This is a genomic window from Streptomyces sp. NPDC004629, from assembly GCF_042873595.1.
GTDB lineage: Bacteria > Actinomycetota > Actinomycetes > Streptomycetales > Streptomycetaceae > Streptomyces.
In genome coordinates this window covers 1-24,509 of the sequence record NZ_JBIALO010000059.1, presented here as the reverse complement: position 1 = coordinate 24,509, position 24,509 = coordinate 1, and the positions used below count along the sequence as shown (strand labels likewise).

18 protein-coding genes and 2 pseudogenes are annotated in these 24,509 nt (G+C 70.0%); 5 read left to right on the top strand and 15 right to left on the bottom strand.

Annotated elements, in window-relative coordinates; translation table 11 throughout:
- The 3 genes and pseudogenes from ACFYTE_RS41255 to dxr all read right to left on the bottom strand — a co-directional run.
- Window positions 1–138, bottom strand: a pseudogene (locus ACFYTE_RS41255) (4-hydroxy-3-methylbut-2-en-1-yl diphosphate synthase); the annotation flags it as partial.
- A 167-nt stretch (window positions 139–305) separates the two neighbouring features.
- Window positions 306–1,598: a M50 family metallopeptidase gene (locus ACFYTE_RS41250; protein ID WP_388722280.1), complete on the bottom strand. Its 1,293-nt coding sequence runs from the start codon at window positions 1,596–1,598 to the stop codon at window positions 306–308.
- Between the two features lie 8 nt (window positions 1,599–1,606).
- Window positions 1,607–2,878, bottom strand: coding sequence for a 1-deoxy-D-xylulose-5-phosphate reductoisomerase (gene dxr, locus ACFYTE_RS41245; protein ID WP_388722278.1), 1,272 nt, complete (start codon window positions 2,876–2,878; stop codon window positions 1,607–1,609).
- Window positions 2,879–3,044: 166 nt separating this feature from the next.
- Between dxr and ACFYTE_RS41240 the strand changes: the two genes are divergently transcribed.
- Window positions 3,045–3,497, top strand: a complete 453-nt coding sequence (locus ACFYTE_RS41240; protein WP_388722276.1) for a lamin tail domain-containing protein — start codon at window positions 3,045–3,047, stop codon at window positions 3,495–3,497.
- A gap of 104 nt (window positions 3,498–3,601) precedes the next feature.
- On the opposite strand, the gene ACFYTE_RS41235 is transcribed toward ACFYTE_RS41240, so the two are convergent.
- Window positions 3,602–5,569, bottom strand: a complete 1,968-nt coding sequence (locus ACFYTE_RS41235) for an acyl-CoA dehydrogenase family protein (protein WP_388722274.1) — start codon at window positions 5,567–5,569, stop codon at window positions 3,602–3,604.
- A 367-nt stretch (window positions 5,570–5,936) separates the two neighbouring features.
- On the opposite strand from ACFYTE_RS41235, the gene ACFYTE_RS41230 reads away from it, so the two are divergent.
- Together ACFYTE_RS41230 and ACFYTE_RS41225 are read left to right on the top strand one after the other, a co-directional pair.
- Window positions 5,937–6,950 carry a LacI family DNA-binding transcriptional regulator gene (locus ACFYTE_RS41230; protein WP_388722272.1) on the top strand — a complete coding sequence of 338 codons (1,014 nt, stop codon included), beginning with the start codon at window positions 5,937–5,939 and terminating at the stop codon, window positions 6,948–6,950.
- A gap of 53 nt (window positions 6,951–7,003) precedes the next feature.
- Window positions 7,004–7,184 (top strand): annotated as a pseudogene (locus tag ACFYTE_RS41225) (hypothetical protein); the annotation flags it as partial.
- Between the two features lie 531 nt (window positions 7,185–7,715).
- On the opposite strand, the gene ACFYTE_RS41220 reads toward ACFYTE_RS41225, so the two are convergent.
- From ACFYTE_RS41220 to ACFYTE_RS41205, 4 genes are all read right to left on the bottom strand, one after another.
- Entirely contained in the window at window positions 7,716–9,698 is a 1,983-nt protein-coding gene (locus tag ACFYTE_RS41220; protein WP_388722270.1) for a beta-galactosidase, read from the bottom strand.
- 121 nt (window positions 9,699–9,819) lie between these two features.
- Window positions 9,820–10,776, bottom strand: coding sequence for a carbohydrate ABC transporter permease (locus tag ACFYTE_RS41215; protein ID WP_388722268.1), 957 nt, complete (start codon window positions 10,774–10,776; stop codon window positions 9,820–9,822).
- On the bottom strand, window positions 10,773–11,804 hold the full coding sequence (locus tag ACFYTE_RS41210) for an ABC transporter permease (RefSeq protein ID WP_388722266.1): 1,032 nt from the start codon (window positions 11,802–11,804) through the stop codon (window positions 10,773–10,775). The genes ACFYTE_RS41215 and ACFYTE_RS41210 overlap by 4 nt, the downstream gene beginning before the upstream one ends.
- A gap of 36 nt (window positions 11,805–11,840) precedes the next feature.
- Complete coding sequence (locus tag ACFYTE_RS41205; protein ID WP_388722264.1) at window positions 11,841–13,520, bottom strand: extracellular solute-binding protein; 1,680 nt, start codon at window positions 13,518–13,520, stop codon at window positions 11,841–11,843.
- A gap of 359 nt (window positions 13,521–13,879) precedes the next feature.
- Between ACFYTE_RS41205 and ACFYTE_RS41200 the strand changes: the two genes are divergently transcribed.
- A complete protein-coding gene (locus ACFYTE_RS41200) occupies window positions 13,880–16,729 on the top strand; it encodes a glycoside hydrolase family 3 C-terminal domain-containing protein (RefSeq protein WP_388722262.1) in 2,850 nt (949 codons plus the stop codon).
- Between the two features lie 612 nt (window positions 16,730–17,341).
- Here ACFYTE_RS41200 and ACFYTE_RS41195 read toward each other — a convergent pair.
- The 5 genes from ACFYTE_RS41195 to ACFYTE_RS41175 form a co-directional block, all read right to left on the bottom strand.
- Window positions 17,342–18,451, bottom strand: a complete 1,110-nt coding sequence (locus tag ACFYTE_RS41195; RefSeq protein WP_388722260.1) for a glycosyltransferase family 4 protein — start codon at window positions 18,449–18,451, stop codon at window positions 17,342–17,344.
- 90 nt (window positions 18,452–18,541) lie between these two features.
- A complete protein-coding gene (locus ACFYTE_RS41190) occupies window positions 18,542–18,685 on the bottom strand; it encodes a hypothetical protein (protein WP_388722258.1) in 144 nt (47 codons plus the stop codon).
- Between the two features lie 81 nt (window positions 18,686–18,766).
- On the bottom strand, window positions 18,767–19,006 hold the full coding sequence (locus ACFYTE_RS41185; protein WP_388722256.1) for an NUDIX hydrolase: 240 nt from the start codon (window positions 19,004–19,006) through the stop codon (window positions 18,767–18,769).
- 93 nt (window positions 19,007–19,099) lie between these two features.
- Window positions 19,100–20,395 (bottom strand): hypothetical protein, encoded by a 1,296-nt coding sequence (locus ACFYTE_RS41180; protein WP_388722254.1) that lies wholly within the window; start codon window positions 20,393–20,395, stop codon window positions 19,100–19,102.
- 53 nt (window positions 20,396–20,448) lie between these two features.
- Entirely contained in the window at window positions 20,449–21,705 is a 1,257-nt protein-coding gene (locus ACFYTE_RS41175) for a nucleotide sugar dehydrogenase (RefSeq protein WP_388722252.1), read from the bottom strand.
- Window positions 21,706–21,772: 67 nt separating this feature from the next.
- Between ACFYTE_RS41175 and ACFYTE_RS41170 the strand changes: the two genes are divergently transcribed.
- The gene (locus ACFYTE_RS41170) at window positions 21,773–22,546 is read left to right on the top strand and encodes a glycosyltransferase family 2 protein (protein ID WP_388722250.1); all 774 of its coding nucleotides are present in this window, start codon (window positions 21,773–21,775) and stop codon (window positions 22,544–22,546) included.
- 96 nt (window positions 22,547–22,642) lie between these two features.
- Here ACFYTE_RS41170 and ACFYTE_RS41165 read toward each other — a convergent pair whose 3' ends face one another.
- A complete protein-coding gene (locus tag ACFYTE_RS41165) occupies window positions 22,643–23,542 on the bottom strand; it encodes a TauD/TfdA family dioxygenase (protein ID WP_388722248.1) in 900 nt (299 codons plus the stop codon).
- A 104-nt stretch (window positions 23,543–23,646) separates the two neighbouring features.
- Window positions 23,647–24,270, bottom strand: a complete 624-nt coding sequence (locus ACFYTE_RS41160; protein ID WP_388722246.1) for a LuxR C-terminal-related transcriptional regulator — start codon at window positions 24,268–24,270, stop codon at window positions 23,647–23,649.
- Window positions 24,271–24,509 lie beyond the last annotated feature (239 nt).

Below are 24,509 nucleotides of genomic sequence, written 5' to 3'. Positions count from 1 at the left end.
ACGCGTCGTCGTCATCGACTGCACCGACACCGGCGCATCCCCACCCACCGCCACCGAACCGACCTGGATCTGCCGGCTGAGCCGACGCTCGGCGAGCTTGGTCGGAACGGACGGCATGCCGAGAGAAATCGCAGTCATCTGCTGTGCAACCCCAAGTCGTGGATCAGGATCCGGTCCCGGAACGGCGGGCTCCAGGGTCCGAGATTACGCCACGGCCCCCGACGCCAGCACATCCCTCCGGGAAACCCACCCGATGGAACACGACCCGGAACACAAGGCCCCGGGCCGCCACCAACAAGGCATGACTAGGAGATTTTGACCGGGTTAACGACGTCGGCGACGAGGACCAGGAGGGTGAAGCAGATGAACACCCCGGCCACCACGTAGGCCACCGGCATCAGTTTCGCCACGTCGAACGGGCCCGGGTCCGGGCGGCGGAGGATCTTGGCGAGGTTGCGGCGCAGGGCTTCCCACAGGGCGCCCGCGATATGTCCGCCGTCGAGCGGGAGCAGCGGGAGCATGTTGAACAGGAACAGGGAGAGGTTGAAGCCCGCGACCAGCATCAGGGCCATCGCGAGCTGCTGGGTGGGCGGGATGTCCAGGGTGAAGATCTCGCCGCCGACGCGGGCCGCGCCGACCACGCCCATGGGCGAGTCGGGCTGGCGCGGTGCGCCGTCGAAGGCCGCGTTCCACAGGGCCGGGATCTTGCCGGGCAGACTCGCGATGGAGTGGGCGGCCTCTCCGATGCGGTCGCCCATCCAGGTCACGGAGTCGCCGAGGTCCTGGCGGACGATGCCGGTGGCGGCGCTGAAGCCGAGGAAGCCGGCGGTGACGTACTGGCCCTGGACGATCTGGCCGCTGGAGTCCTTCTTGGCGACCTGGTTGGTGGCGATCGTCGCGTGCAGGGTCAGTTGCTCGCCCTTGCGGTCGACGACGATCGGCACCTCCTTGCCGGGGGCGGCGCGGATGAGGTCGGAGAGCTGGTTCCAGCTCTCGGTCCTGACCCCGCCGAAGGAGACGATCTTGTCGCCCGCCTTCAGGCCCGCCGCCGCGGCCGGGGACGCGGCGTCGCCCGACGCGCAGGTGTCCCGGTTCTCGCTCTGCGCGATGACGCACTGTGAGACCGAGCTGACGGTCGTCGTCTGCTGCGAGATGCCGAAGCCCATCAGGACGGTGAGGAACAGCACCACCGCCAGGACGAGGTTCATGAAGGGGCCCGCGAACATCACGATGACCCGCTTCCACGGCTTGCGCGTGTAGAAGAGGCGGGTCCCGTCGCCCGGTTTGAGTTCCTCGAAGGCGGCCGAGCGGGCGTCCTCGATCATGCCGCGCCACGGTGAGGTGGAGCGCGCGCTGATCCGGCCGTCCTCGCCGGGCGGGAACATGCCGATCATGCGGATGTAGCCGCCGAACGGGATGGCCTTGATCCCGTACTCGGTCTCGCCCTTGTGCCGGGACCAGATGGTCGGGCCGAAGCCGACCATGTACTGCGGCACGCGGATGCCGAACATCTTGGCCGTGGACAGGTGCCCCAGCTCGTGCCAGGCGATCGAGAACAGCAGGCCGACCACGAAGACGACTATGCCGAGGATCATCATCAAGGCTGTCATGCACGCGCCTCCGCGGTCGCCTTCTGTGCGGTCAGTTCGCGGGCCCGGGCCCGGGCCCAGGTCTCCGCTTCGAGGACGTCCGACACCGTGAGCGGAGTTCCCGCGCGGGGTGTGCCGTGCTCCTCGACCACCCGGGTGACGGTCTCCATGATCCCGTTGAAGGGCAGCGCGCCGCCGCGGAACGCCTCGACGCACTCCTCGTTGGCCGCATTGAACACCGCCGGGGCGGTGCCCGCGAGCCGCCCCACGTGCCGGGCGAGGTTCACCGACGGGAAGGCCTCGTTGTCGAGCGGGAAGAACTCCCAGGTCGAGGCCGTGCTCCAGTCGAAGGCGGGGGCGGCGTCCGGGACGCGTTCGGGCCAGCCCAGGCCGATGGCGATGGGCCCGCGCATATCGGGGGGCGTCGCCTGGGCGAGCGTGGAGCCGTCGGTGAACTCGACCATCGAGTGGACGTAGGACTGCGGGTGCACGACGACCTCGATGCGCTCGAAGGGGATGTCGTACAGCAGGTGCGCCTCGATGACCTCAAGACCCTTGTTGACCAGGGTCGCGGAGTTGATCGTGATCACCGGGCCCATGGCCCAGGTGGGGTGGGCGAGGGCGTCGTCGACGGTGACGCCCGCGAGTTCGGCCCTGGTGCGGCCGCGGAAGGGGCCGCCGGACGCCGTGACGACGAGTTTGCGCACATCGGCGCGGGTGCCCGCGGCGAGCGCCTGGAAGAGCGCCGCGTGCTCGGAGTCGACGGGGATGATCTGCCCCGGCTTGGCGAGCGCCTTGACCAGCGGGCCGCCGACGATGAGCGACTCCTTGTTGGCGAGCGCGAGGGTGCGGCCCGCCTCCAGGGCGGCGAGGGTCGGTGCGAGGCCGATGGAGCCGGTGATGCCGTTGAGGACGGTGTGGCAGTCGGAGGCGGCGAGCCGGGTGGCCGCGTCGGGTCCGGCGAGGATCTCGGGGACCGGTTCGCCCGCGCCGTACTGCGCGGCGAGGGCCTCGCGCAGCGCCGGTACGGCCTCCTCGCGGGCCACCGCGACGGTCTTCACCCGGAGCCGGCGGGCCTGCTCGGCCAGGAGGGACACCCGGCCGCCGTTGGCGGACAGGGCGGTGACCCGGAAGCGGTCGGGGTTGCGCAGGACGAGGTCGATGGCCTGGGTGCCGATGGACCCGGTGGAGCCGAGGATCACCACGTCCTTCGGCCCGTCCCCCGCGAGGGGGTCGTGGACGAGGTGCGGGTCGGCGAGGGGCGCCGGACTGGCGGGACTGTCGGTCATCCCCCCATTGTTGCCGCAAGCGGCGCCCGGAAGGACAGCGCGTCCCTCGGGCGGGTGCCATGTCTGGGCTTGGTGGTGAAGGGACCGAAATCCTCCTTTGTGAAACAGCCGTGAAGATCATGTGATAACACTGCTGTCCTCAACGACTTCCCCGGGGGGATTTCTCATGCGTTTTCGCGCCACCCTGCCCGCGGCCCTCGCGGGCGCCGCGCTACTCACCGGCACCCTGCTCAGCACCCCGGCCCAGGCGGCCGGCGGTGTGACGATCCGCCATGTCTGGTTCGACAGCCCGGGCTCGGACAACGGGTCCAACGCGAGCCTGAACGGCGAATGGGTGCAGCTCAAGAACACCAGCCGTTCGGCGGTGTCCCTGAAGGGCTGGATCCTGAAGGACGCCGCCAACCACAAGTACGTCTTCCCGAGCGTCCGGATCGGCGCGGGCAAGAGCCTGAAGGTGCACACCGGCAAGGGCACGGACACCGCCGCGCACAAGTACCAGAACCGCCGCTGGTACGTGTGGAACAACACCAGCGACACCGCCACCCTCACCAAGGCGAGCGGCGCGAAGGTCGACTCCTGCTCCTGGACGAGGCGGGATCCGAGCGACAAGTGGTGCTGACCGGCACCCGACGCGGGGCACCGGTCAGCGCCTGACGGGTCGGCCGGCCGTCACCTGACAGAGCGGGCGGCCGGCCGTCACCCGACCGGTCGGCCGCCCGACCGTCACCTGATGGGCCGGTGGACGTTCTGCCGGCTGCTGGGGCCGGGTGCCGCGTCCGCGATCCAGGGGCCGTCGCCGGACGGGTCGACGACCCCCTGCTCCAGCCACGCGTACACGCCGCCGAGGACGCCCTTGACGACCTTGCGGTCGAGATCGTCGGTGTTGGACCAGAGCCGGCCGAACAGCTCGTCGACCCGGATACGGGCCTGCCGGCAGAAGGCGTCGGCGAGCTGGTAGGCCTCGCGCCCGTACTCGCCCCGGCTGCGCAGCAGTTCGGCCCGGACGCAGGCCGCGCTCATCGCGAACAGCTCCGCGCCGATGTCCACGACGCGACCGAGGAAACCCTGCTTGGTCTCCATCCGGCCCTGCCAGCGGGACATGGCGTAGAAGGTGGAGCGGGCCAGCTTGCGGGCGTGCCGCTCGACATAGCGCAGATGCCCGGAAAGATCCACCTCGCGTTTGAACTCACCGTAGGAGGACGGCAGTTGGCCGGGTCCTGCGACCAGCCGGGGCAGCCACCTGGCGTAGAAGGCGCCGGCGTTCGCGCCCGCCCTCGCCTTGTCCGACAGGGTCTTGTCGGGGTCGATGAGGTCACCGGCGACCGCGAGGTGCGCGTCGACGGCCTCACGCGCGATCAGCAGGTGCATGATCTCGGTGGAGCCCTCGAAGATCCGGTTGATGCGCAGGTCGCGCAGCAGTTGCTCGGCGGGGACCGCCCGTTCGCCGCGGGCCTTCAGCGAGGCGGCGGTCTCGAAGCCGCGACCGCCGCGGATCTGGACCAGTTCGTCGGCCATCCGCCAGGCCATCTCGGAGCCGTACAGCTTGGCGAGGGCGGCCTCGATGCGGATGTCGTTGCGGCTCTCGTCGGCCATCTGCGAGGACAGGTCGACTACGGCCTCCAGGGCGAACGTGGTGGCGGCGATGAAGCTGATCTTCGAGCCGACCGCCTCGTGCAGCGCGACCGGCTTGCCCCACTGCTCCCGGGCCGCCGACCACTCGCGCGCGATCTTCAGGCACCACTTTCCGGCGCCGACGCACATCGCGGGCAGCGACAGCCGGCCGGTGTTCAGGGTGGTCAGCGCGATCTTCAGGCCGGCGCCCTCCGGGCCGATCCGGTTGGCGGCCGGCACCCGCACCCGGTGGAAGCGGGTGACGCCGTTCTCGATGCCGCGCAGGCCCATGAAGGCGTTGCGGTTCTCGACGGTGATGCCCTCGGACGACGCCTCGACCACGAAGGCCGTGATGCCGCCCCTGTGGCCCTCGGACTTCGGCACCCGGGCCATGACGACGAGGAGGTCGGCGACCACGCCGTTGGTGGTCCACAGCTTCACCCCGTCGAGGATGTACTCTCCCCCAGTCTCGGCTCCGCTCGACCGGGAGGGGCCCCCATCGTCCGGCACTGCGGAGGTGGCCAGGCGCGCGGGGTCCGAGCCGACGTCCGGCTCGGTCAGCAGGAACGCCGAGATGTCGGTGCGGGCGCAGCGCGGCAGGAAGGTGTCCTTCTGCTCCCGGGTGCCGAAGAGTTTCAGCGGCTGCGGTACGCCGATGGACTGGTGGGCGGAGAGCAGGGCGCCGATCGCCGGGCTGGCCGAGCCGACCAGGGCGAGGGCCTTGTTGTAGTAGACCTGGGTGAGGCCGAGGCCGCCGTACTTGGTGTCGATCTTCATGCCGAGGGCGCCGAGTTCCTTGAGGCCGTCGACGACCTCGTCGGGTATCTGCGCCTCGCGCTCGACACGGGCCGGGTCGATCTTCGTCTCGCAGAAGTCGCGGAGCTTGGCGAGGAATTCCTCGCCGCGCTGGACGTCGTCGTCGGCCGGGTGGGGGTGGGGGTGGATCAGGTCGAGGCGGAAGCGGCCGAGGAACAGTTCCTTGGCGAAGCTGGGCTTGCGCCAGTCCTGTTCCCGGGCGGCCTCCGCGACCTGCCGGGCCTCGCGCTCGGTGACCGTGGGTTTGCTGGTGGGGGCGGACATGAGGCTCACCTCGCCGCGAATAGGGATGTTGAGGACCGTTCGTTACCGACCAGTGCTACTGGATCGTTGGTACCCGAAACGGGCCGCGCCCACCAGTCCTCGCGCAGCCTTCGCACACCCGGCGGCGCGACCGGCGCGGGGTCCGGACCCGGGGCGCGGGCACGGTTTCCCAGTGGTGCGTCGTTACGCCGTCCGGGGGACGGTGTGCAGCACCGGCCCGCTCGCGACTCTCGGGGAGAAGTTGTCGAAGCGCTTCGACGGCCTCTGGACACCCCGCCCATGCTGGAGCTAGGGTCGATGTACCCTCCGTCAGCCCCTGTCGGAGATGCGGCATTGTCGAAGCGCTTCACAAAACTTGGAGAGCCGGATGGTCACCCTCGCCGAGGTCGCCCAGCACGCCGGAGTCTCGGCGAGCACGGTGAGCTATGTCCTCAGCGGCAAGCGGTCCATCTCCGCCACCACCCGGCAGCGGGTCGAGGAGAGCATCCGGGAACTCGGTTACCACCCGAACGCGGGCGCCCGTGCCCTGGCCAGCAGCCGGTCCAACATCATCGCGCTGATGGTTCCGCTGCGCACCGACATGTATGTGCCGGTGATGATGGAGATCGCCATCGCGGTGGCCACCACGGCCCGCACCCACGGGTACGACGTCCTGCTGCTCACCGGCGAGGAGGGCCCGGACGCGGTGCGCCGGGTCACCGGCAGCGGGCTCGCCGACGCGATGATCCTGATGGACGTCGAGCTGGAGGACGAGCGGCTGCCGTTGCTGCGCGGCACGGACCAGCCGTCCGTGCTGATCGGGCTGCCCGCCGACACGGGGGGTCTGACCTGTGTCGACCTCGACTTCGGGGCGACGGGCGCGCTGTGCGTCGAGCACCTGGCGCGGCTCGGACACCGTGACATCGCCGTCATCGGCGAGGCCCCCGCCGTCTACGAGCGGCACACCGGCTTCGCCGAGCGCACCCTCGACGGGCTGCGCTCCCGCGCCCGGGAGCTGGGACTGCGGGTGCTGCACCGACCGTGCGAGGGCGGATACGACGCGCTGGCCCTCACCCTGGCCCGGATCTTCGACGAACGCCCGGGTACCACCGGGTTCGTCGTGCAGAACGAGGCGGCCGTCGAACCGCTGCTCGCCCTGCTGCGGCAGCAGGGGCGGGCCGTGCCCGAGGACGTGTCGGTGGTCGCCGTCTGCCCGGACCAGGTCGCCGTCCAGGCCTCGGTGCGGCTCACGTCGGTCGCCATCCCCGCGCAGGACATGGGCCGGCACGCGGTGGAACACCTGGTCGCCAAGCTGGACGGCCGCGGGAGCGACGACGTCGTGCTGATCGCGCCCGAGCTGACGGTGCGGGCGAGTACGGGTCCGGCGCCCGTCGCGCCCTGACCAGTTCCGCACGCCGGCGATGCCTTGGCTCCGGGAAACCGGTCACCCACACCATCGCCATCGTCGGCACATTCCGTGAGCGGGACGGCGCGCTGGAGTGGAGCGGGCGCCAGGAGACCGTGCTGATCGAACTGTGGGGCCCGGCTCGGCGGTCCGCTGCTCGACGAGCGGCCGGCCGCCGTGAGCACCGTCCGGGCAGGCACCGGCAGGCGCCCGCCGACGTACGGCGGGCTGGGCCGCGGCGCCGGGCCCGGCCCGGTGTGCCGAGCGGCCGATGGTCCGGGCGGGCGACGGTCCGGGCGGGCGGTGCGCCGAGCGGCCGGTGATCCAGGCGGGCGATGGTCCAGGCAGCCGGTGCGCCGAGCGGGCGACGGTCCGGGCAGCCGGTGCGCCGGGCAGCCGATGTGCCGGGCAGCCGATGTGCCGAGCGGCCGATGTGCCGAGCGGCCGGTGTGCCGGGCGGGCGACGGTCCGGGCGGGCGACGGTCCGGGCAGCCGGTGCGCCGAGCGGCCGGTGGTCCGGGCAGCCGGTGCGCCGAGCGGGCGATGGTCCAGGCAGCCGGTGCGCCGAGCGGGCGGTGGTCCGGGCGGGCGGTGGTCCGGGCGGGCGGTGGTCCGGGGCGATGATGAGTGGGGATGACGGGTGGGCTCGCCGGCGTTCGGGCGGGCCCGGGCGTGGGGGGTGACGACGAACCGGTCGTCGGTCGGGGCGCCGCACGCGTGGGCGCCGTGGTGGCCGAGCCGGTCCGGGGCCGGTGGCCCACGTCATGGCGCGAGCACCGCCGCGCCGTACCGGGCCAGGGTGAGAGCGCCGCTGACGGTCTCCCCGGTGAGCAGGTCGCGGTGGGCGCCGGGCACCTGCACGGTGACCGGCTCCCGGCCGTGGTTGAGCAGGAACAGCAGGTCGCCGCGGCGGACCGCCTCGACCCGTGCGGGCAGCCCGTCCAGTACGGGACGCGCCCCCGCCCCGGCGGCCACGCGGGTGAGCAGCCCGCGCAGCGCCTCGGGTTCGGGCAGCGTGGAGACGTACCAGGCGCGCCCCTTGCGCAGCACGGCGGGCAGCCCGTCGAGTTCGCCGCCCCGGTACGGCACGGTCTCCTCGGCCCCGCCGGCTTCGATCTCCTCGGACCAGAGCGTGCCGTGAAAGCCCTCGCAGGCGATGGTCCGCCCCGGCTCCAGCGGCCACCACTCGTGCAGGGTGCGGATGCCGAACAAGTCGCGCAGCCGGGCGTCCATGCCGCCGGGCCGCACCCGGTCGTCCTCGTCGGCGATCCCGGTGAGGAAGCCGCACACCAGGGTGCCGCCGCCGCGGACGTAGCCGAGGAGGTTCCCGACGGCGGTGTCGGTGAGGAGGTAGAGCTGGGGGACGACGACGAGCCGGTAGCCGGACAGGTCGTGCTCGGGGTGGGCGAAGTCGGTGGTGAGGCCGGACTCCCACAGGGCGCGGTGCCAGGCGTGCAGGACGGCGGCGTGGTCGACCTCGGCGGAGGGCCGGGCCTCCTGGGCGCTCGCCCACCAGGCGTGCCAGTCGTGCAGGACGGCGACCTCGGCCGCGATGGGCATGCCGGCGACGGCGCCGCCGATCCGGGCGAGATCGGCGCCGAGCCGCTTGATCTCCTGGTGGGTGCGGCCCTGCGGGCCCGCGTGGGAGACCATCGCGGAGTGGAACTTCTCCGCGCCCTGCCGGGACTGGCGCCACTGGAAGTAGCAGACGGCGTCGGCGCCGCGGGCCACGGCCTGCAGGGACCAGAGCCGGTTGAGTCCGGGCGGCTTCGGGTGGTTGACGCCGCGCCAGTTGACCGGGCCGGCCGCCTGTTCCATCAGCATCCAGGGCCCGCGGGCCTGGGAGCGGGTCAGGTCCTGCACGAGGGCGGCGTGCTGGGCGCCGAGCGGGTCCCCCGGGTCGGGGTAGAGGTCGACGGAGACGACGTCCTCCTGCTCGGCCCAGCGCCAGCCGTCCTGGCCGATCCACAGCGGCATGAAGTTGGTGGTGACCGGGATGTGCGGGGTGTGCCGGGCGACGATGTCGCGTTCGGCGGTGTAGCAGTCCAGGAGCATGTCGGAGGTGAAGCGGCGGAAGTCCAGCACCTGGGTGGGGTTCTTCAGGTAGTGGACGTGGCGGGGTGGCAGGATGCCGTCCCAGCTGTCGTAGTGCTGGCTCCAGAAGGCCGTGCCCCAGGCGGTGTTGAGCGCGTCGAGGGTGCCGTATCGGGCCCGCAGCCAGCGGCGGAAGGCGGCGGCGGCCTCGTCGCCGTGGTCAACGGTGCAGTACTCGTTGTTGATGTGCCACATGGTGAGGGCGGGGTGGCCGGCGTAGCGGGCGGCCAGGTCCTCGGTGATCGCGGCGGCGTAGTGCCGGTAGGTGGCGCTGGAGTGCGAGAAGTGCTGACGGCCGCCCCACCATTCGGTGCGGCCGTCGGCGTCCCGGGGCAGGGTGTCGGGGTGCAGGCGGCCCATCCAGGGCGGCGGTGCGGCGGTGGGGGTGGCCAGGACGACATCGACACCGAACTGGTGCAGCAGGTCCATGACCCGGTCGAGCCAGCCGAACTCCCGGGCGCCGGGGCGGGGTTCGAGGGCGGACCAGGAGAAGACGCCGAGGGTCACGGTGGTGACGCCGGCGTCCCGCATCAGCCGTACGTCCTCGTGCCAGGTCTCCTCGGGCCACTGTTCGGGGTTGTAGTCGCCGCCGTAGAGGATCCGGCCGCGGGTGGCGTCGGCCAGCGCGGGTGGCGTGCGCCCCGCCGTCACGCCGGCTCCCCGTGCGGGATGCCGCGGCATCCGCCACGCCGGCTCGAACGGGACACGCTCATGACACAAACCTCGCTCTGTGGAAGTCGGCGGCGCATTGCCCGCGGGGTCGGGACACCGGTCATCCCTTCACGGCGCCGGTGAGCATGCCCTTCTTGAAGTGCCGCTGGACGAAGGGCGACAGGACGGCCACCGGCAGCAGGGCCATGACCATGACCGCCATCTGGACGGCGAGCGGCGCCAGTTGCCCCGTGTTGATCTGCGCGGACAGCCCCACCGGGCGCTGCTGTTTCTGCACCAGCTGGATCATGACGTTCTGCAGCGGCATCATGTCCTGGTCGGTCAGGTAGATGGACGCGTTGAACCAGGCGCTCCAGTAGCCCACCGCGTAGAACAGGGTGATCACGGCGAGCACCGCGCGGGACAGCGGCAGCACGATCCGCCACAGGATGCGCCAGTCGCCCGCGCCGTCGATGCGGGCGCTGTCGATGAGTTCGGGCGAGATGCCCATGAAGAAGCCGCGCAGCACGAGGATGTTGAAGACGCTGACCGCGCTGGGCAGGATCAGCGCCAGATAGGTGTCGGTCAGGCCGAGTGCCTGCACCAGCAGATAGGTGGGGATCAGGCCCGCGCCGAAGAACATCGTGGCGAGCAGCGTCAGCAGGATCCAGCGGTGGCCCAGCGAGCCGCGGCGGGACAGGCCGTAGGCGCACAGCACCGACACGGCCATGCTGAACAGGGTGCCGACGACGGTGACCCCGATGCTGACCAGCGCGGCCCGCTGCACCTGGCCGCCGCTGAGCAGTTCCCGGTAGGCGACGAGGGTGAGGCCCTTGGGGATCACCACCAGGCCGCCCGTCTCGTCGATGGTCTTCTTCGGGGACAGGCTGGTCACCACGACGATCCACAGCGGGAAGAGGATCGCGCAGCAGGCGATGCCGAGCACCAGGCCCTTGCCGGCCAGGCCGGCCCTGCGCGGCGTCTCCTCCCAGACGGGCCGGGGCGGCGCGGACCAGCGGCGGCGCCTGCCAGGCTGCCGCTCCCCCGCTGCCGGGGGACGGTCGACGACTGCGGTCATTTCTTGTACACCCCCTGCTCGCCCATGAGGTGGGCGACCTTGTTCGCCACGAGGACGAGGGTCAGTCCGACGACGCCCTTGATCAGGCCCGCCGCGGCGGCGTAGCCGAAGTCCTGGTTGCGGATGCCGTTCCACCACACGTAGGTGTCCAGCACCTCGGCGGCGTCGGGTCCCACCGCCTGCCGCTGGAGCAGGAGTTGCTCGAAGCCGACGGTGAGGGCGTCGCCCACCCGCAGCACCAGGAGCAGGGCGATCACCGGGCGCAACGCGGGCAGGGTGATGTGCCATATGCGGCGCCGGCGCCCGGCCCCGTCCATGGCGGCGGCCTCGTACAGGTCGGGGGAGACGGAGGCGAGCGCGGCGAGGAAGACGATGATGCCCCAGCCGGCGTCCTTCCAGACCATCTGGGCCGTCACCAGGTATTTGAAGATCCCGGGGTCGGTCATGATGTCGAAGCCGGTGTGGCCGTGCTCGCGCAGGGTCTGCGCGATGATGCCGGCGCCGCCGAAGACCTGCTGGAAGACGGTGACGACGAGCACCCACGAGAAGAAGTGCGGCAGGTACATGATCGCCTGGGCGACGGCCCGGACCCGGGGCCTGACCACGCTGTTGATGAGCAGCGCCAGCAGGATCGGGACCGGGAAGAACAGCACCAGCTGGAGGAAGAACAGGACGAACGTGTTCTGCACGGCGTGCCAGAACGCGGAGTCCTCGAAGACCCGCTGGAACTGTTCGAAGCCGGTCCAGGGGCTCTGGAAGACGGCCACGAAACCGTTGTCGCTCAGGTACGGGTCGTAGTCCTGGAAGGCGACCACATTGCCGAGGATCGGTATGTAGTTGAAGACGAGCAGCAGCAGGACCGCGGGCAGCGTCATCAGGATCAGCGTCCGGTCCCGCCGGAACCTGGTCCCGAGGCTCAGCTTCCCGCCGCGTCCCCGCGGCCCGCGTCCGGCGCCGCCGGACGCCTGCGGTGTCTTCCCCGTCGTGTTGGCCTCGGCCCTGCTGCGAGGCACCGTGCTGTGCGACACGGCCGTTCTCCTTGCCTCAGCCCTGTATGCCCCGGATCACCGCGCCGAGCCGGCGTCGTCGAGCAGCTTGCGGTACCAGTCGCGCAGGTCGTCGCCGCCCCGCTTCTTCCAGTCGGACACCGCCTGCTGCACGTCGCCGATCTTCTTGCGGCCGCGCACCACGTCGTCCTCCAACTGCTCGAAGTCGTCGGCGAGGTTGGACCAGCGGGTGGGCTCGGTGATGGTCAGGCCGTAGCAGGAGGACTTCTTGGTGAACGCGCCCATGCGCTGCTGCCACTCGACCATCCCCTTGGTGACCTCGGGGAAGTCGGGGTGTGCGACGAAGGGCGCCGGGTCGCCGGTGTAGTCGAAGGCGCCGAGCACCTCGTTGACGCCCTTGGTGGTCTTGGTGGGTACGCCGTCCTTCAGGGTGAAGTCGGTGCTCTGCACGCCGTAGTTGGTGAGCAGCCACTCCTTGGTGCCGTACGGCGAGGCGCAGAAGTTCGCGATCGCCAGCAGGTCCTCGATCTGCTGCTTGGACGCCTTCTTGCTGACGAAGGTGAAGATGTTCGCGGGCTGTACGGCCCACAGCAGCGGGTCGCCGCCGTCGTGGGTGAAGACGTCCATCGCGGCGGTCTCGAAGTCCGGGTTCTGGGTGCGCTGTTCGGAGGTCTTGCCGAACCAGTCGGACAGGTCCTGGTTGTAGACGAGGACCTTGCCCGCGGTGAACCGGGAGCCCGCGTCGGAGGCGGTCTTGCCGGCCCGGGCGTCGGGGTGGACCACGCCCGCCGCGAACAGCTTGCGCGCCCACTCGACGGCCTCCAGGTACTCCTCGGTCTCCACCCGGTTGACCAGCTTGCCGCCCTGGAGGTTCCACCACAGCGCCTTGTCGCTGCCGTTGAGGACACCGAAGGCGTTGAACGCGGTCCACTTCATGTCGTCGCAGGCCCACACGCCGCCCTTGGCGTCGGTGGCCTCCGTCGCCCAGGCCAGGAACTCTTCGGTGCTCTTCGGGAGTTGGTAGCCCTTCTGGTCGAAGACGTCCTTTCGGTAGAAGGGCGCGATGTTGGTGACGTAGGAGGCGGGCATCGGGATGGCGCGCAACCGGCCGCCGAAGATGGCGCGCTGCCAGGCGTCGGTCGGCACCGCGGCGAGGTTGGCGTAGTCCTTGACCTTGTCGCCGGACAGATAGGGGCCGAGGTCGGCGAACTTGGCGTTGACGGCGCTCGGTATCCGGCCGTTCAGGTTCCAGCCGGGGACGACCACCACGTCCGGGATGTCGCTGGAGGCGAGCACGGCACCCAGCTTCTCGTCGTAGGTGTTGCCGTCCTGGTTCTGCCAGCCGACCCGCACGCCGATGGCCTCGTTCATGGCCCGGTAGTAGGGGTTGTCCCCGGACGGCGGAGTGCCCCACAGGGGGGCCATGACCGTCAGCCTGCCGCCGCTGCCGAGCTTGTCCGGCACCGACGTCTTCAACCGGTCCATGGCGATGGCCTTGGTGAAGCCGGCCGCCGAGCCGTTCTTCGCCGGGATGTCCGGGGCCACGACGCTCGACGCCATATACGCCGGCAGCAGCTTCTGCGCCGCCTTCCCGGAGGTGGTGCCCTCCTTGCGGCCCTCCTGGCCGCCGCCGCAGGCGGTGAGCAGCGGCACTCCGCCCGCCACCGCGGTGGCGGCGACCGCCGTGGAGGCGAGGAAGGTTCTCCGGCTGGGCGCGGAGGCGGCGTTCGGCGTCATTGCGTCAACCCTTCATGGCGCACCAGGACACCCGGCGGTGGCCGTCGGCTGCGGTGTCTTCAGTGGAACTGGCTGAGCCGAAGCGGTCCTCGGAGGAATGTCCGTCTCAGGACGACGGACCCGTCGAGTCGAAGCGCTTCGAAGTTGCTGCGAGGTTAAGTGAACACCTGGGGCCGCACAAGGGTCGCTTCCAAGATTCCTCCGGGGCGCCGCGGTCCCGCACACGCTCGAATGCGGCTTGAAATAGCGTCAGAGGTCGGAGCTGTTGCCTCGGGATGTCTTGACACCACCCCGCGCGTCGAATGAGCATCGAAGCGCTTCGAAAGCGCCTCGCCGACCCAGCGCAAAGGGAACCGCCCGTGACCGCACACACGCCGCACTCACCGCCCTTCCGCGATCCGCGCCTGCCGTTCGCGAAGCGCATCGACGATCTGCTGGCGCGGCTCACCCTGGACGAGAAGGTCAGCTTCCTGCACCAGTTCGCGCCCGCCGTCGAGCGCCTTCGCATCGCCGCGTTCCGCACCGGCCAGGAGGCGCTGCACGGGGTCGCCTGGATGGGACCGGCCACCGTCTTCCCGCAGGCCGTGGGGCTCGGCGCGACCTGGAACCCGGACCTCGTGCGCCGGGTCGGCGAAGCGGTCTCCAGGGAGGTGCGCGCGATGCGCGCCCGCGACGACCGCGTCGGCCTCAACGTCTGGGCGCCGACGGTCAATCTGCTGCGCCACCCGCTGTGGGGCCGCAACGAGGAGGGCTACTCCGAGGACCCGAAGCTGACCTCGGCGATCGCCACCGCCTACACCCGGGGCCTGCGCGGCGACCATCCGGCGTACTGGCGCACCGCCCCGGTGCTCAAGCACTGGCTCGCGCACAACAACGAGACCGGCCGGGACGTCGCCTCCTCGTCGGTCCGCCCGCGCGTGCTGCGCGAGTACGACCTGCGCGCCTTCGAGGAGACCGTGCGGGCCGGTGCGGTGGCCGGCGTGATGCCCGCCTACAACCTGGTCAACGGCCGCCCCAATCACGTCTCCCCGTATCTGCGCGAGCATCTGCGCAGCTGGACCGGACAGGACCTGCTGGTCTGCTCGGACGCCGGCGCGCCCTCCAACCTGGTCGACTCCGAGCACTACTTCGACACCCACGAGGAGGCCACCGCCGCCGCCCTGCGGGCCGGCGTCGACAGCTTCACCGACCACGGCACCGACGGCTCGCAGATCACCGCCCGGCTCCACGGAGCCCTGGAGCAGGGCCTGTTGACCGAGCCGGACATCGACACGGCGGTGCGCCGCCAGCTCTCGGTGCGCTTCCGGCTCGGCGAGTTCGACCCGGCCGACGACCCGCACGCAGGCACCGGCGCCTTCGACACCCCGGACCACCGCTCGCTCGCGAGACAGGCCGCCGAGCAGGCGGTGGTGCTGCTGAAGAACGACGGTGTGCTGCCGCTCGCCCACGACACCCGGATCGCGGTGGTCGGCCTGCTCGCCGACGAGTGCAAGCTCGACTGGTACAGCGGCACCCTCCTGCACCGGTCCACACCGCTGGAGGGCCTGTACGAGCGGTTCGGCGCCGAGCGGGTGGAGTTCGCGGAGGGCGTGGACCGGGTGCGGCTGCGCACCCGCTCCGGGACCTTCCTGCGGGTGCCGCCCGCCACCGACGCGCCCGCCGAGGTGCGCGGCGCCGAGGGCGCGCTCGACCCGGCGCTGCTCGCCGGCCGCACCGACCTGCCCCCGCTCACCACCGGTGCCACCGGCACCGAACTCGCGCTGATCGACTGGGGCCAGGGCGTGCTGACGCTGCGCGCCCCGGACGGCCGCTACCTCTCGGTCGCCGACGACGGCTTCGTACGGGCCTCCGCGGACCAGCCGGGCGGCTGGATCGTCCAGGAGACCTTCCGTCTGGAACCCCACGCCGGCGGTCACCTCCTGCGGCACATCGGAACCGGTCGCCATGTCCGGGTCGCCGCCGAGGGGGTGAAGGTTGCTCCCGCCGGCGACACGGCGGCTCCCGAGGTCTTCGAGCTGATCACCGACGAGCGCGGCGAGGACGCCGTCGCCCGGGTGGCCGGCGCGGCCGACGTGGTCCTGGTGGTCGCGGGCAACGACCCGCACATCGGCGGCCGGGAGACCGAGGACCGTACGACGCTGGCCCTGCCCGCCCAGCAGGAGCGGCTGCTGCGCGCCGCCCGCGCCGCCAACCCGAACACGGTGCTGGTCCTGGTCTCCGCCTACCCGTACGCCGTGCCCGTCGCCGGGCTGCCCGCCGCGCTGTGGACCGCGCACGGCGGGCAGGCCGCGGGCACGGCGCTGGCCCGGGTGCTGGCCGGTGACGTCTCCCCCGCGGGCCGCCTGCCGCAGACCTGGTACGCGTCCGACGCCGACCTGCCCGATCTGCTCGACTACGACGTGATCGGCGCCCGCCAGACCTACCTCTACTTCGAGGGCACCCCGCTCTTCCCGTTCGGCCACGGCCTGTCGTACGCGTCCTTCTCCTACGCCGGCCTGTCGGCGGGCGCAGCGGACGACTCGGTGCGGGTGTCCTTCACGGTCACCAACACCGGTGACGTCACCGCGGACGAGGTCGCCCAGCTCTACACGCGCGCCCTGGCCCCGTCGGCCGTCCGCCCGCGCCGCGAACTGCTGGCCCACCGGCGGGTGACGCTCGCCCCCGGGGAGCGGGCGGAGCTGGCCTTCGACGTCCCGCTGTCCGCCTTGGCGTTCTGGGACGTGGCACGGGACGGCTGGCGCCGCGAGCCGGGCCCCTACGAGCTGCTGGCGGGCGCCTCAAGCGAGGACATCCGGCTGCGCCGCACCCTCACCCTCGACGGCGAGCCCGCCGCGCCCCGCGCGGTGCTCGGCCGGGGCCTGGACGCGGCCGGCTTCGACGAGCAGTACGGTGCCGCGCTGGTCGACCGCACCAAGGTGTCGGGCGACGCGGTGACCCCGGTCGACGGCAGAAGCGCCGAACTCCTCTACCGCGACTGTGACTTCGGCGGGGGCGCCCGGGAGGTGACCGTGCGGGTGTCCGGCCGGGGCGAGGTCGAACTGCTTCCGGGCGGTGGCTCGGTGCCGGTCACGCTGACCCTCGACGCGCCCGGCAGCGGCCCGTACGCCTACACGTCGCTGCGCGCGCCGATCGCCGTCGCGGGCGTGCGCGACCTCCGGCTCAGGCTGCGCGGCCCGCTGCGGCTCGCGCACGTCGGCTTCTTGGGCTGAGGGTCCGGAAGCGGCCGGCACAGAGAAGGGGCCCGGCACCGGAAGGCATCGGATCCCCGGGGCCCCTTCGGTGCTTGCGACCAGCCGTGCATCGCCGACCTCTACTCCGAAGAGGTCATCCGACGCTTCGAGCGAGCATCGAGCGAGCAGGTGACCTTGAGCGTGTCGCAACGCCTCGCCCGGGCGGATGATGCAGGGTTGATCCAGGTCAAATCGATCCTGCATCCCCCTGCACTGGTGGGGCGGGTGGGACTCGAACCCACGGCCGACGGATTATGAGACGGCCGGGAGAGCGTTCGGCCTCGGCCGCACGAAGGCGTATGAGCTGGCACGGAACGGCACGTTCCCGTGCAAGGTCGTCAAGGCCGGGGAAGGGCGGATCGGCTATCGCGTGGTGACCGCCGACCTGCTGCGCGTCCTGGGGATCCAGGAGAGCACCGAGCACGTCCCCCCGGCCTGATGCCGCCCTCGTAGACCACTCTCCCTCCCCCCATCAGCGGGCCCGGCCTCCCCTCCCCCTCCGGGAGGCCGGGCCCGCCCGCGGTGTAGTAGGGCGCGGTGGACGCGAACAGTTCGTCGGGCGTGACGAGGCCCGGTCTCAAGACATCGGGGTTAGGAGGTGACGCGGAGCGTCAGTTCGCGAAGCTGGCGGCCGGTGGTAGTGATGTCGTATCGGCGCGCATTATCGAGAGCCGCCGTAGTCAGGGCCTCGCGCCGGCGGAAGTTTCGGCCCATCTCGTCCAGGGCCACAGCCAGCGAGCGCGGGTCGCCAGGAGTGTAGGCAACGCCAGCGCCCCCGAGGATTTCCCTCACACCGGGAAGATCTGAGTAGACAACCGGAAGTCCGTGGGCTTGAGCCTCAATGAGGACGAGCCCAAAAGCCTCCAGACCTCTGGTTGTGAAAACCCAGGCGTCGAACTTCGGCAGACGGCGCCACAGTTCGGCGCGGTGCAGGAACGGCTCAAAATGAACCCTGCCCCGCAGCCCGAGTTCTACCGCCCGCTGTTCCAGATGCTCCCGTAGGGGTCCTTTGCCGATCACGGTCAGGTGATGCGGCTGATCGGTAAGAGCGAGGGCTTCGACGGCGGTGATCGTGGATTTGTTGTCATCCAGGCGACCGGCGTGCACCAGAGACAGAGGTCTGGAGCCAATAGGCAGTTGATCGCGTACTCGGGCCTCACTCAAAGGGATGCCCCACGGGATGACGGTGAGCCGGTCGGTGAATCGGCGTCCGGTGAGACAGTCGATGCGGTTGGCGAGAGCAACGGTCGGGGCGACGATCGCGGCGCTCGCGGCAGCAACTTCCTTCATGGCCTCGCGTTCAGAGGCGTTGCGCTCGGCCACCATCACGTCGGGGCCGTGAGCGATGGCAATGATCGGGATGTTGCCCGCGGTTCGGGTGAAGGCCAGGCTGAGAGCGAACCCGAGGTACTGGGCGTGGATGGCGTTCGGCTGGATCTTCTCGATGAGCGCACCGACCTCATGCGTCAACTCATCAACGTACGGGTCGAAGTCGGGGCCGTGAGGGCGCTTCGTTGTGGAGAGGGTGATCAGATGATCAAACGCGGCCTTCCAAGCCTGATCGACCGGTTCCCTGCCCAGGAAGGTCGTGTGGATTTCCGGCATCGCGCCGTAGAGATCATTGACGAGGATCATGCCCCCGGACGAAGACACGGAGGGGCGGTTGATGCCGGTCAGGATGTTTAGGAGCTTGGCGGTCATGCGGATACTCCGTTCACGGACCGGGAATCGACGATCGGTTCTCGGGGCCAGTCGACGCGGGCGCCCGCGAGCTGTACCGGGCACGAGGGTCTAACCGACCAGGTACGCGGCATCGCCGCCGTCCCGGGCCGACAGCAGCCGCCCGAGCTGCGTGTACCGCCGCTCGCTCAGTGCCTTCTGCCACCCCGCCAGGGACCGCACATCGAACTCCGTGTGCTCCTCCGGATCGAGCACGATCTCGTCGAGTTGCTCGGGCGGCAGCCGGCCGCCATCGAAGATGAGCCCGAGCTGGTTGATGGGCCAGTCCGGGCGCGACTACTGGAATCGCACAGCGAGCAGCCGCGGTCTTCCCTCGAACGAGATCCCTGTCTCCTCCTTGGCTTCGCGGACAGCCGTCTCAAACGGGAACTCTCCCTCCTCGGCGCCGCCACCAGGAAACTGCCACACATTCGGTTGATTTACCGCACGCAATAGCAGGGGGCGGTCATTCTCGTCGGTGAAGAACAACGCCGCCCACATTGCGCATCGCGGCAGCGATGCTACGAACTGCTCCACCGGCCGCATTCTCTGACTCACCTGTGTGCCTCCTCGGATTTCGCTGAGTGGAAGATGAGTTCTTTCAGTCCCATGGACGATTTCGACGACGGTCTACATCTCGCGCTGGCGTTGAGGTGCCCACCATGACGCCAGGTGCGGTGTAAGGACGGCCATGACCTCCTCGGTCGGATGTAAAAAGCCCTTCCCGTCCGGCTCTGCTGTCCACACCCTGACTGTTGACCGGGGGTAGGCGGGATTGATTCCGATCTCTCCCTTGGGGAGGATTCCATTGAATGGCGTGGGTATTCCCTCGCTGTTCCAGTAGTCCCATGCCTCCAGGGCCTTGGATTTCTCGAAGCAGTGGTACAACTGCCGGTAGCGGGCCATGTACCGGATCTCACGGAAGACCATTTGGCCGATCAGTCCGGGCGCGGCTTTCTGGATCGTACTGAGATCAGTGCCCTGGAAGGTGACCGATGCCGCATCCTGGGACGGGTGCAGCGCGGACAGGGCGAACAAGTGGGAGAGCCTTTGCCGGACGTATTCGGCGACTCCCGGGCCGAGAGCCGGTTCTATGCCTTCGATGATCTGGACGAGCCGGTGATGGCGCGGATTGAAACGGGCGAGGTCGAACAACTGGTCCATGCCGTTCACGGCACTGAAGGCCATTCGTTTGTAGAGCCAGTTGTTCAGCTCTCCTGCCTGGGCGCAGGTCTTGGTCTCCGGAGTAGCGGAGTGGAGCATCAGGTATTCGGACAGGACCTCGAAGTAGAGGTAGCCGAGGAACGGCACGCGGGGAACGGCGTCGGACAACTGGTCGATGAACTCGCGTGCCGGAGTGGCATGGCCGGCGGCGTTGCGCAGGGCGACGTCGAGGAAGACGGCCGCGGCGCGCAGTCCGGCCAGCACGGTGCGGTCGAGCTGGTCGTTCTCGGCCGGGGTGAGGAAGCTCTGGTAGCGCTCGTAGGTACGCAGGTGGATGGCACCGAGATGCAGGTAGTCGACGCCCTTGGGCCGGATCGGGGCATCCGGGATGACCTCGAAGACCATGGGCGTGGTGGAGGGCTTCGTCCGCATCAGGTAGGCGCCGAGGTTGTGGGGGCGCAGTCCCTCGCGCTGACTGGAGAGAGGCGAGCAGTACAGGGCCCCGACCAGGCATCCGGTGGAGACGTGCAGCTGCCCGCTGGTGCGGATGGCGTTGATGTCCTTGGTGGTGTGCAGCAGGTACATCGGTTTTCCGCTGACGAGCGCCGCGGTCATGGCGTTGTCTCGTATCAGCCAGCCGTTGGGGGTTGAGCGTTCCAGGTGGTCGCGCCAGTCGTTCTCGCTTTCGGCCAGCGAGGCAGGAATTTGACGCTGCGCGGGCACGGTGTAGTCCGTGTGAGCGCGGTCCCATTCGTCGCGCAAAGAGAACTCCCGGGGATGGAAGATTCGGCAGCGGGCCGGGGGATTCCGAGAATCTAAAGGGTCTCGACGTTCGGTCCGGACAGGCGGTGTCGGCAGTCGAAGACGTAGGGCGCGTTCTTCTCGATCATCGCGAGGTCGAATCGTGCGTGGTCCATGAGGAGCACCACGGCATCAGCGGCCGCGATCTCCTCCGCGCTCGCGTCCACCAGCGGCACGTTCAGCTTGGTGTCGTCGCCGTCCGGGATGTTGGGGTCGGCGCCGCGGACCTGGGCGCCGAGGCTGACCAGGAGTTCGGCGACACGTGCCGAGGGCGACTCGCGGAGGTCAGTGGCGTTGATCTTGTAGGTCAGGCCGAGCAGCAGAATCCGAGATCCGCTGACGGGCATGCCGCGCTTGTCGAGCGCTTCCGTGAGACGCCGGACGACGTAGTCGGGCATGTGCCGGTTCACGTCGGCGGCGAGTTCCGCGAACCGGAAGGGGACCCCGAGGTCTTGCTGGGCCTTCCACGAGAGGAACATCGGGTCAACAGGCAGGCAATGCCCGCCGATGCCCGGCCCCGGGGTGAACCGCGTGAAGCCGAAGGGCTTGGTCGCGGCCGCGTCGATCGCCTCCCAGACGTCCACGCCGAGGGCAGCGGCCAGCATCGCCAGCTCGTTGACCATGGAGATGTTGACGAACCGGAAGGTGTTCTCGATCAGCTTGGCCAGCTCGGCGACCTTCGCCCCGGACACCGGGACCGTGGTCTGGAAGATGCCGTCGTAGAACCCCTTGATCACGTCGAGTGACTTGGCGTCGATCCCGGACACCACCTTCGGTGTCCCGTCGAACGACCAGCGCTTGTTCCCCGGAGCGATACGCTCGGGACTGAAGCCCGCCAGGAAGTCGTCGCCGGCGCGCAGGCCCGACGCCTCCTCCAGGATCGGCACCAGCAGTTCTTCGGTGCAGCCGGGGTACGTCGTGGATTCCAGGACCACGGTCGCGCCGGGGCGAAGGTGCTCGCCCAGGGTCCGGGCGCACGTCTCGATGTAGGTGAGGTCGGGCACGCCGTCCCGCAGCGGGGTCGGCACGGTGATCACCGCGATGTCGTAGCCGGCCAGTGCGGACGCGTCAGTGGTCGCCGAGTAGGCCCCGGAGTCCAGCATGGCGCGCAGCCGCGCGGAGGTCACGTCCTCGACGTAGGAGTGGCCGGCGGCGAGCTGCTGAACTCGGTGAGCGTCCACGTCATAGCCGATCACGTGGTGCCCCACCTCCGCAGCGCGTACGGCCAGCGGAAGTCCTACGTAGCCCTGACCAGCGACGACTATGTGCATGTCAGCTCCCTACTCGGTTGCGGTGCTTGAATGGACCGTCATTCGTGATCTGGCAAGGAGATGCGCTGTGCCCCTGGTGTCTGTTGTGATGCCTGTCTACAACTCGGCGGCCACCCTCGGTGCGGCCGTCCGATCGGTGCTCACCCAGACGCACAGCGACGTGGAGCTGCTGGTCACCGATGACCAGTCCTCCGACGGCTCGATGGATCTGCTGCGCGACTTCGCCGCCCAGGACGAGCGCGTGCTGCCGCAGTCGGCGCCCGAGCGGGGTGGCGCGGGGCGGGCCCGCAACCTTGCGATCGAGCGGGCCCGTGGTGACTACGTGGCGTTCCTCGACTCCGACGACATGTGGCTGCCGGAGAAGACCGAGAAGCAGCTCGCCTTCGCCGCCGAGGGCGATGCGCCGCTGACGTTCACCAGCTACTTCAAGATGGACGCCGACTACGACGGCGACAGCACCGACTGGGTCCCCAACGGGCGGGTAATCCGCGCGCGGGCGCACGTGGACTACCGCGCGATGCTGCGCCGGGACTACATCGGTGCTCTCACCGCCATGTACGACCGCAACGTCCTGGGCACCAGGCTCATGCCGGAGATGCGCAAGCGCCAGGACTACGCGCTGTGGTTGTCGATCATGCGGGATGGCGCTGACGCCCGCGGCCTGGTCGAGCCGCTTGCGGTGTACCGGGCGGGTCAGGCGGGATCGCTGTCCTCCAACAAGATGTCCCTGGTCAAGTACAACTGGACCCTCTACCGCCGGCACGAGGACCTGTCGGTCCCGAGGGCGACGCGGGCGCTGGCCGGCGCTGTGTGGCAGTCGCTGCGCAACTCGCGCATCTAGTGCGCCGGGCCGGGCCCCGCCCCGCGGCCGTGCCGCGTGTTCGGGGGCTGGGCCTGGGGGCGGGACTGGGTGGGTCACCGGTGTGCCTTGGGCCGGCTATGCGGCCGAGCCGTCGCCGGCCCCCGCGCGCAGGAAGAGCTGGAGGAGCAGCCGCCGGTCGGCGAACGGGACGGTCTCCTGACCGTCGTGGAGCGCTTCCCGGCCGTGGAGGAAGCGGCGCTGGTTCACGATGAGGTAGGACCCGCGCTGGAGCGTGAAGGAGACCTGCCCCCGGACGAGTTCCGCGGCGAGTTCCCGGGCGGCCTCGACGTGTGCCGGGCTGAGTTCGGACCTCGCCAGCATCTTGGCCGTGAACCGGACGAACCCTTCGTCCGGGTCGGAGCTGTCCAGGATCGGGAACGGCGTGTACTCCTCGCCCACGTCGAACAGGTCGAAGAAGGTCCCGTAGTGGTAGGCCGACTCGGCGAGCAGGGAGCGGCAGTCCTTCGACAGCCGCGCCACCGCCGCGTGGGCGTCGGAGAGGATGCTGGGGCCGCCGCCGAGCGGGTCGGGGCGGATGCACAGGAGCGTGGTGTAGTCCGGGGGCCGGGTCGCGTTCACGAGGTCCATGTGGAAGGCGTTGTACCCGATGCCGCTGGACTTGCCGGGATCCTTGTCGACCTTGACACCGATGTCCTTCCACAGGGGCCACTGCGGGAAGGGCGAGAAGGGGACCGCCACCTCGGCGGCGAAAGCCGTCGCCAGCCGCAGGAACCGGTCGTCGGTCCCCAGCGCCTTGGCGAGGTTCCCCAGGCGCAGCACGGCGTATCCGCCGCCCTCCCCGCTCAGCGCGTGGCGCAGCGTCGCGGCGGTCTCCTCAAACCGCGGGGTGGCCGTCAGCTCGGTCCGGTACCGCTTCATGGTGGACGTCGCCAGGAACGAACCGTCCAGTTTCCACGTCGGGAGAGGAAGGTCGATCAGAGCGGCTTCGAGTTCGCTCGGGATGTCGATGAACACACGGAACTCCCTGTCTCTTGGGATTCTCGGCAAGCCCCCTCATGGGGACAGAGATCCGGCGGGGCAACCGAGTCCGCCGGGCGGGGTCTATGCGACCGTGGTTGTCAGATGAACCCTTGCCGTATCGCGTAGGCCACGGCGTGCAAGCGGTTGCGCGAACCGAAGCAGACCATGACGTCGTGCAGGATGTTCTTGACGGTGCGTTCGGAGCAGGAGAGCTTCGCAGCGGTCTCGGCGGTGCTGAAACCCTCGGCCAACAGACGCATCACGTCCTTCTCGCGGTCCAAGAGCCCAGTGATGACGAGCCCGTGTTCCTGGAGCTTTCCGACCCGGTCGAGGAGATTTCCGAGCAGGTCGGCTGGCACCTGGCCCTCGCCCTTGGCCACGGAACCGATCACTTGCACCAGGCGCTCCGGGGTCGCCTCGGACCGCCGTACGACGCCGGCGAAACCGCATTCGGCCGCTTTCACCAGCTGGTGTTCGTCGATGTGGGTGGCGACCAGTACCCCTCGCGCGGTCGTGGTCTGTCGAATCTGCCGCAGGAGGCGTAGCGCGTCGTCATCGACGATGTCGAGGACAGCGATCAACACGTGCGGCGGGTTGTCCTCGTCCCACTTGATGACCTTGATCTCGCCTCGGGCGCGTAGTTGGCTGGCCACTCCGGCCTGCGACACGGGGTCCTGGGCGCGCAGCGCCACCGTGATGCGCTCTGTGTGCGTCTGCGGCACGTTGCTCTCTCCTATCGAGGTCGGGGCCCTGTGGCGGCCAGGGGCCGGCAGTCGCCGTGGTCTGGGAACGGGCGGATTGATCAGGGGCTCTTGACCGATCGCGCTGTGTCTTCCTGGTGTCCGGTCGGGCCCCGCCGACGGGGCCCGACCGGACCGTGCTGGGCGGCTGCCGTTCCCCGAGGCCGCGTTCGGTCAGGCCACTGGTGCGAGGACCGCCTGGACCCGCGGGAGCGGTTCGT

Bases quoted from the DNA above. Each gene is read 5' to 3' on its own strand.
- ACFYTE_RS41235 (WP_388722274.1), bottom strand. From the start codon at position 5,569: ATGTCCGCCCCCACCAGCAAACCCACGGTCACCGAGCGCGAGGCCCGG.
- dxr (WP_388722278.1), bottom strand. From the start codon at position 2,878: ATGACCGACAGTCCCGCCAGTCCGGCGCCCCTCGCCGACCCGCACCTC.
- ACFYTE_RS41250 (WP_388722280.1), bottom strand. From the start codon at position 1,598: ATGATGATCCTCGGCATAGTCGTCTTCGTGGTCGGCCTGCTGTTCTCG.
- ACFYTE_RS41205 (WP_388722264.1), bottom strand. From the start codon at position 13,520: ATGACGCCGAACGCCGCCTCCGCGCCCAGCCGGAGAACCTTCCTCGCC.
- ACFYTE_RS41175 (WP_388722252.1), bottom strand. From the start codon at position 21,705: ATGCACATAGTCGTCGCTGGTCAGGGCTACGTAGGACTTCCGCTGGCC.
- ACFYTE_RS41215 (WP_388722268.1), bottom strand. From the start codon at position 10,776: ATGACCGCAGTCGTCGACCGTCCCCCGGCAGCGGGGGAGCGGCAGCCT.
- ACFYTE_RS41195 (WP_388722260.1), bottom strand. From the start codon at position 18,451: ATGACCGCCAAGCTCCTAAACATCCTGACCGGCATCAACCGCCCCTCC.
- ACFYTE_RS41240 (WP_388722276.1), top strand. From the start codon at position 3,045: ATGCGTTTTCGCGCCACCCTGCCCGCGGCCCTCGCGGGCGCCGCGCTA.
- ACFYTE_RS41230 (WP_388722272.1), top strand. From the start codon at position 5,937: ATGGTCACCCTCGCCGAGGTCGCCCAGCACGCCGGAGTCTCGGCGAGC.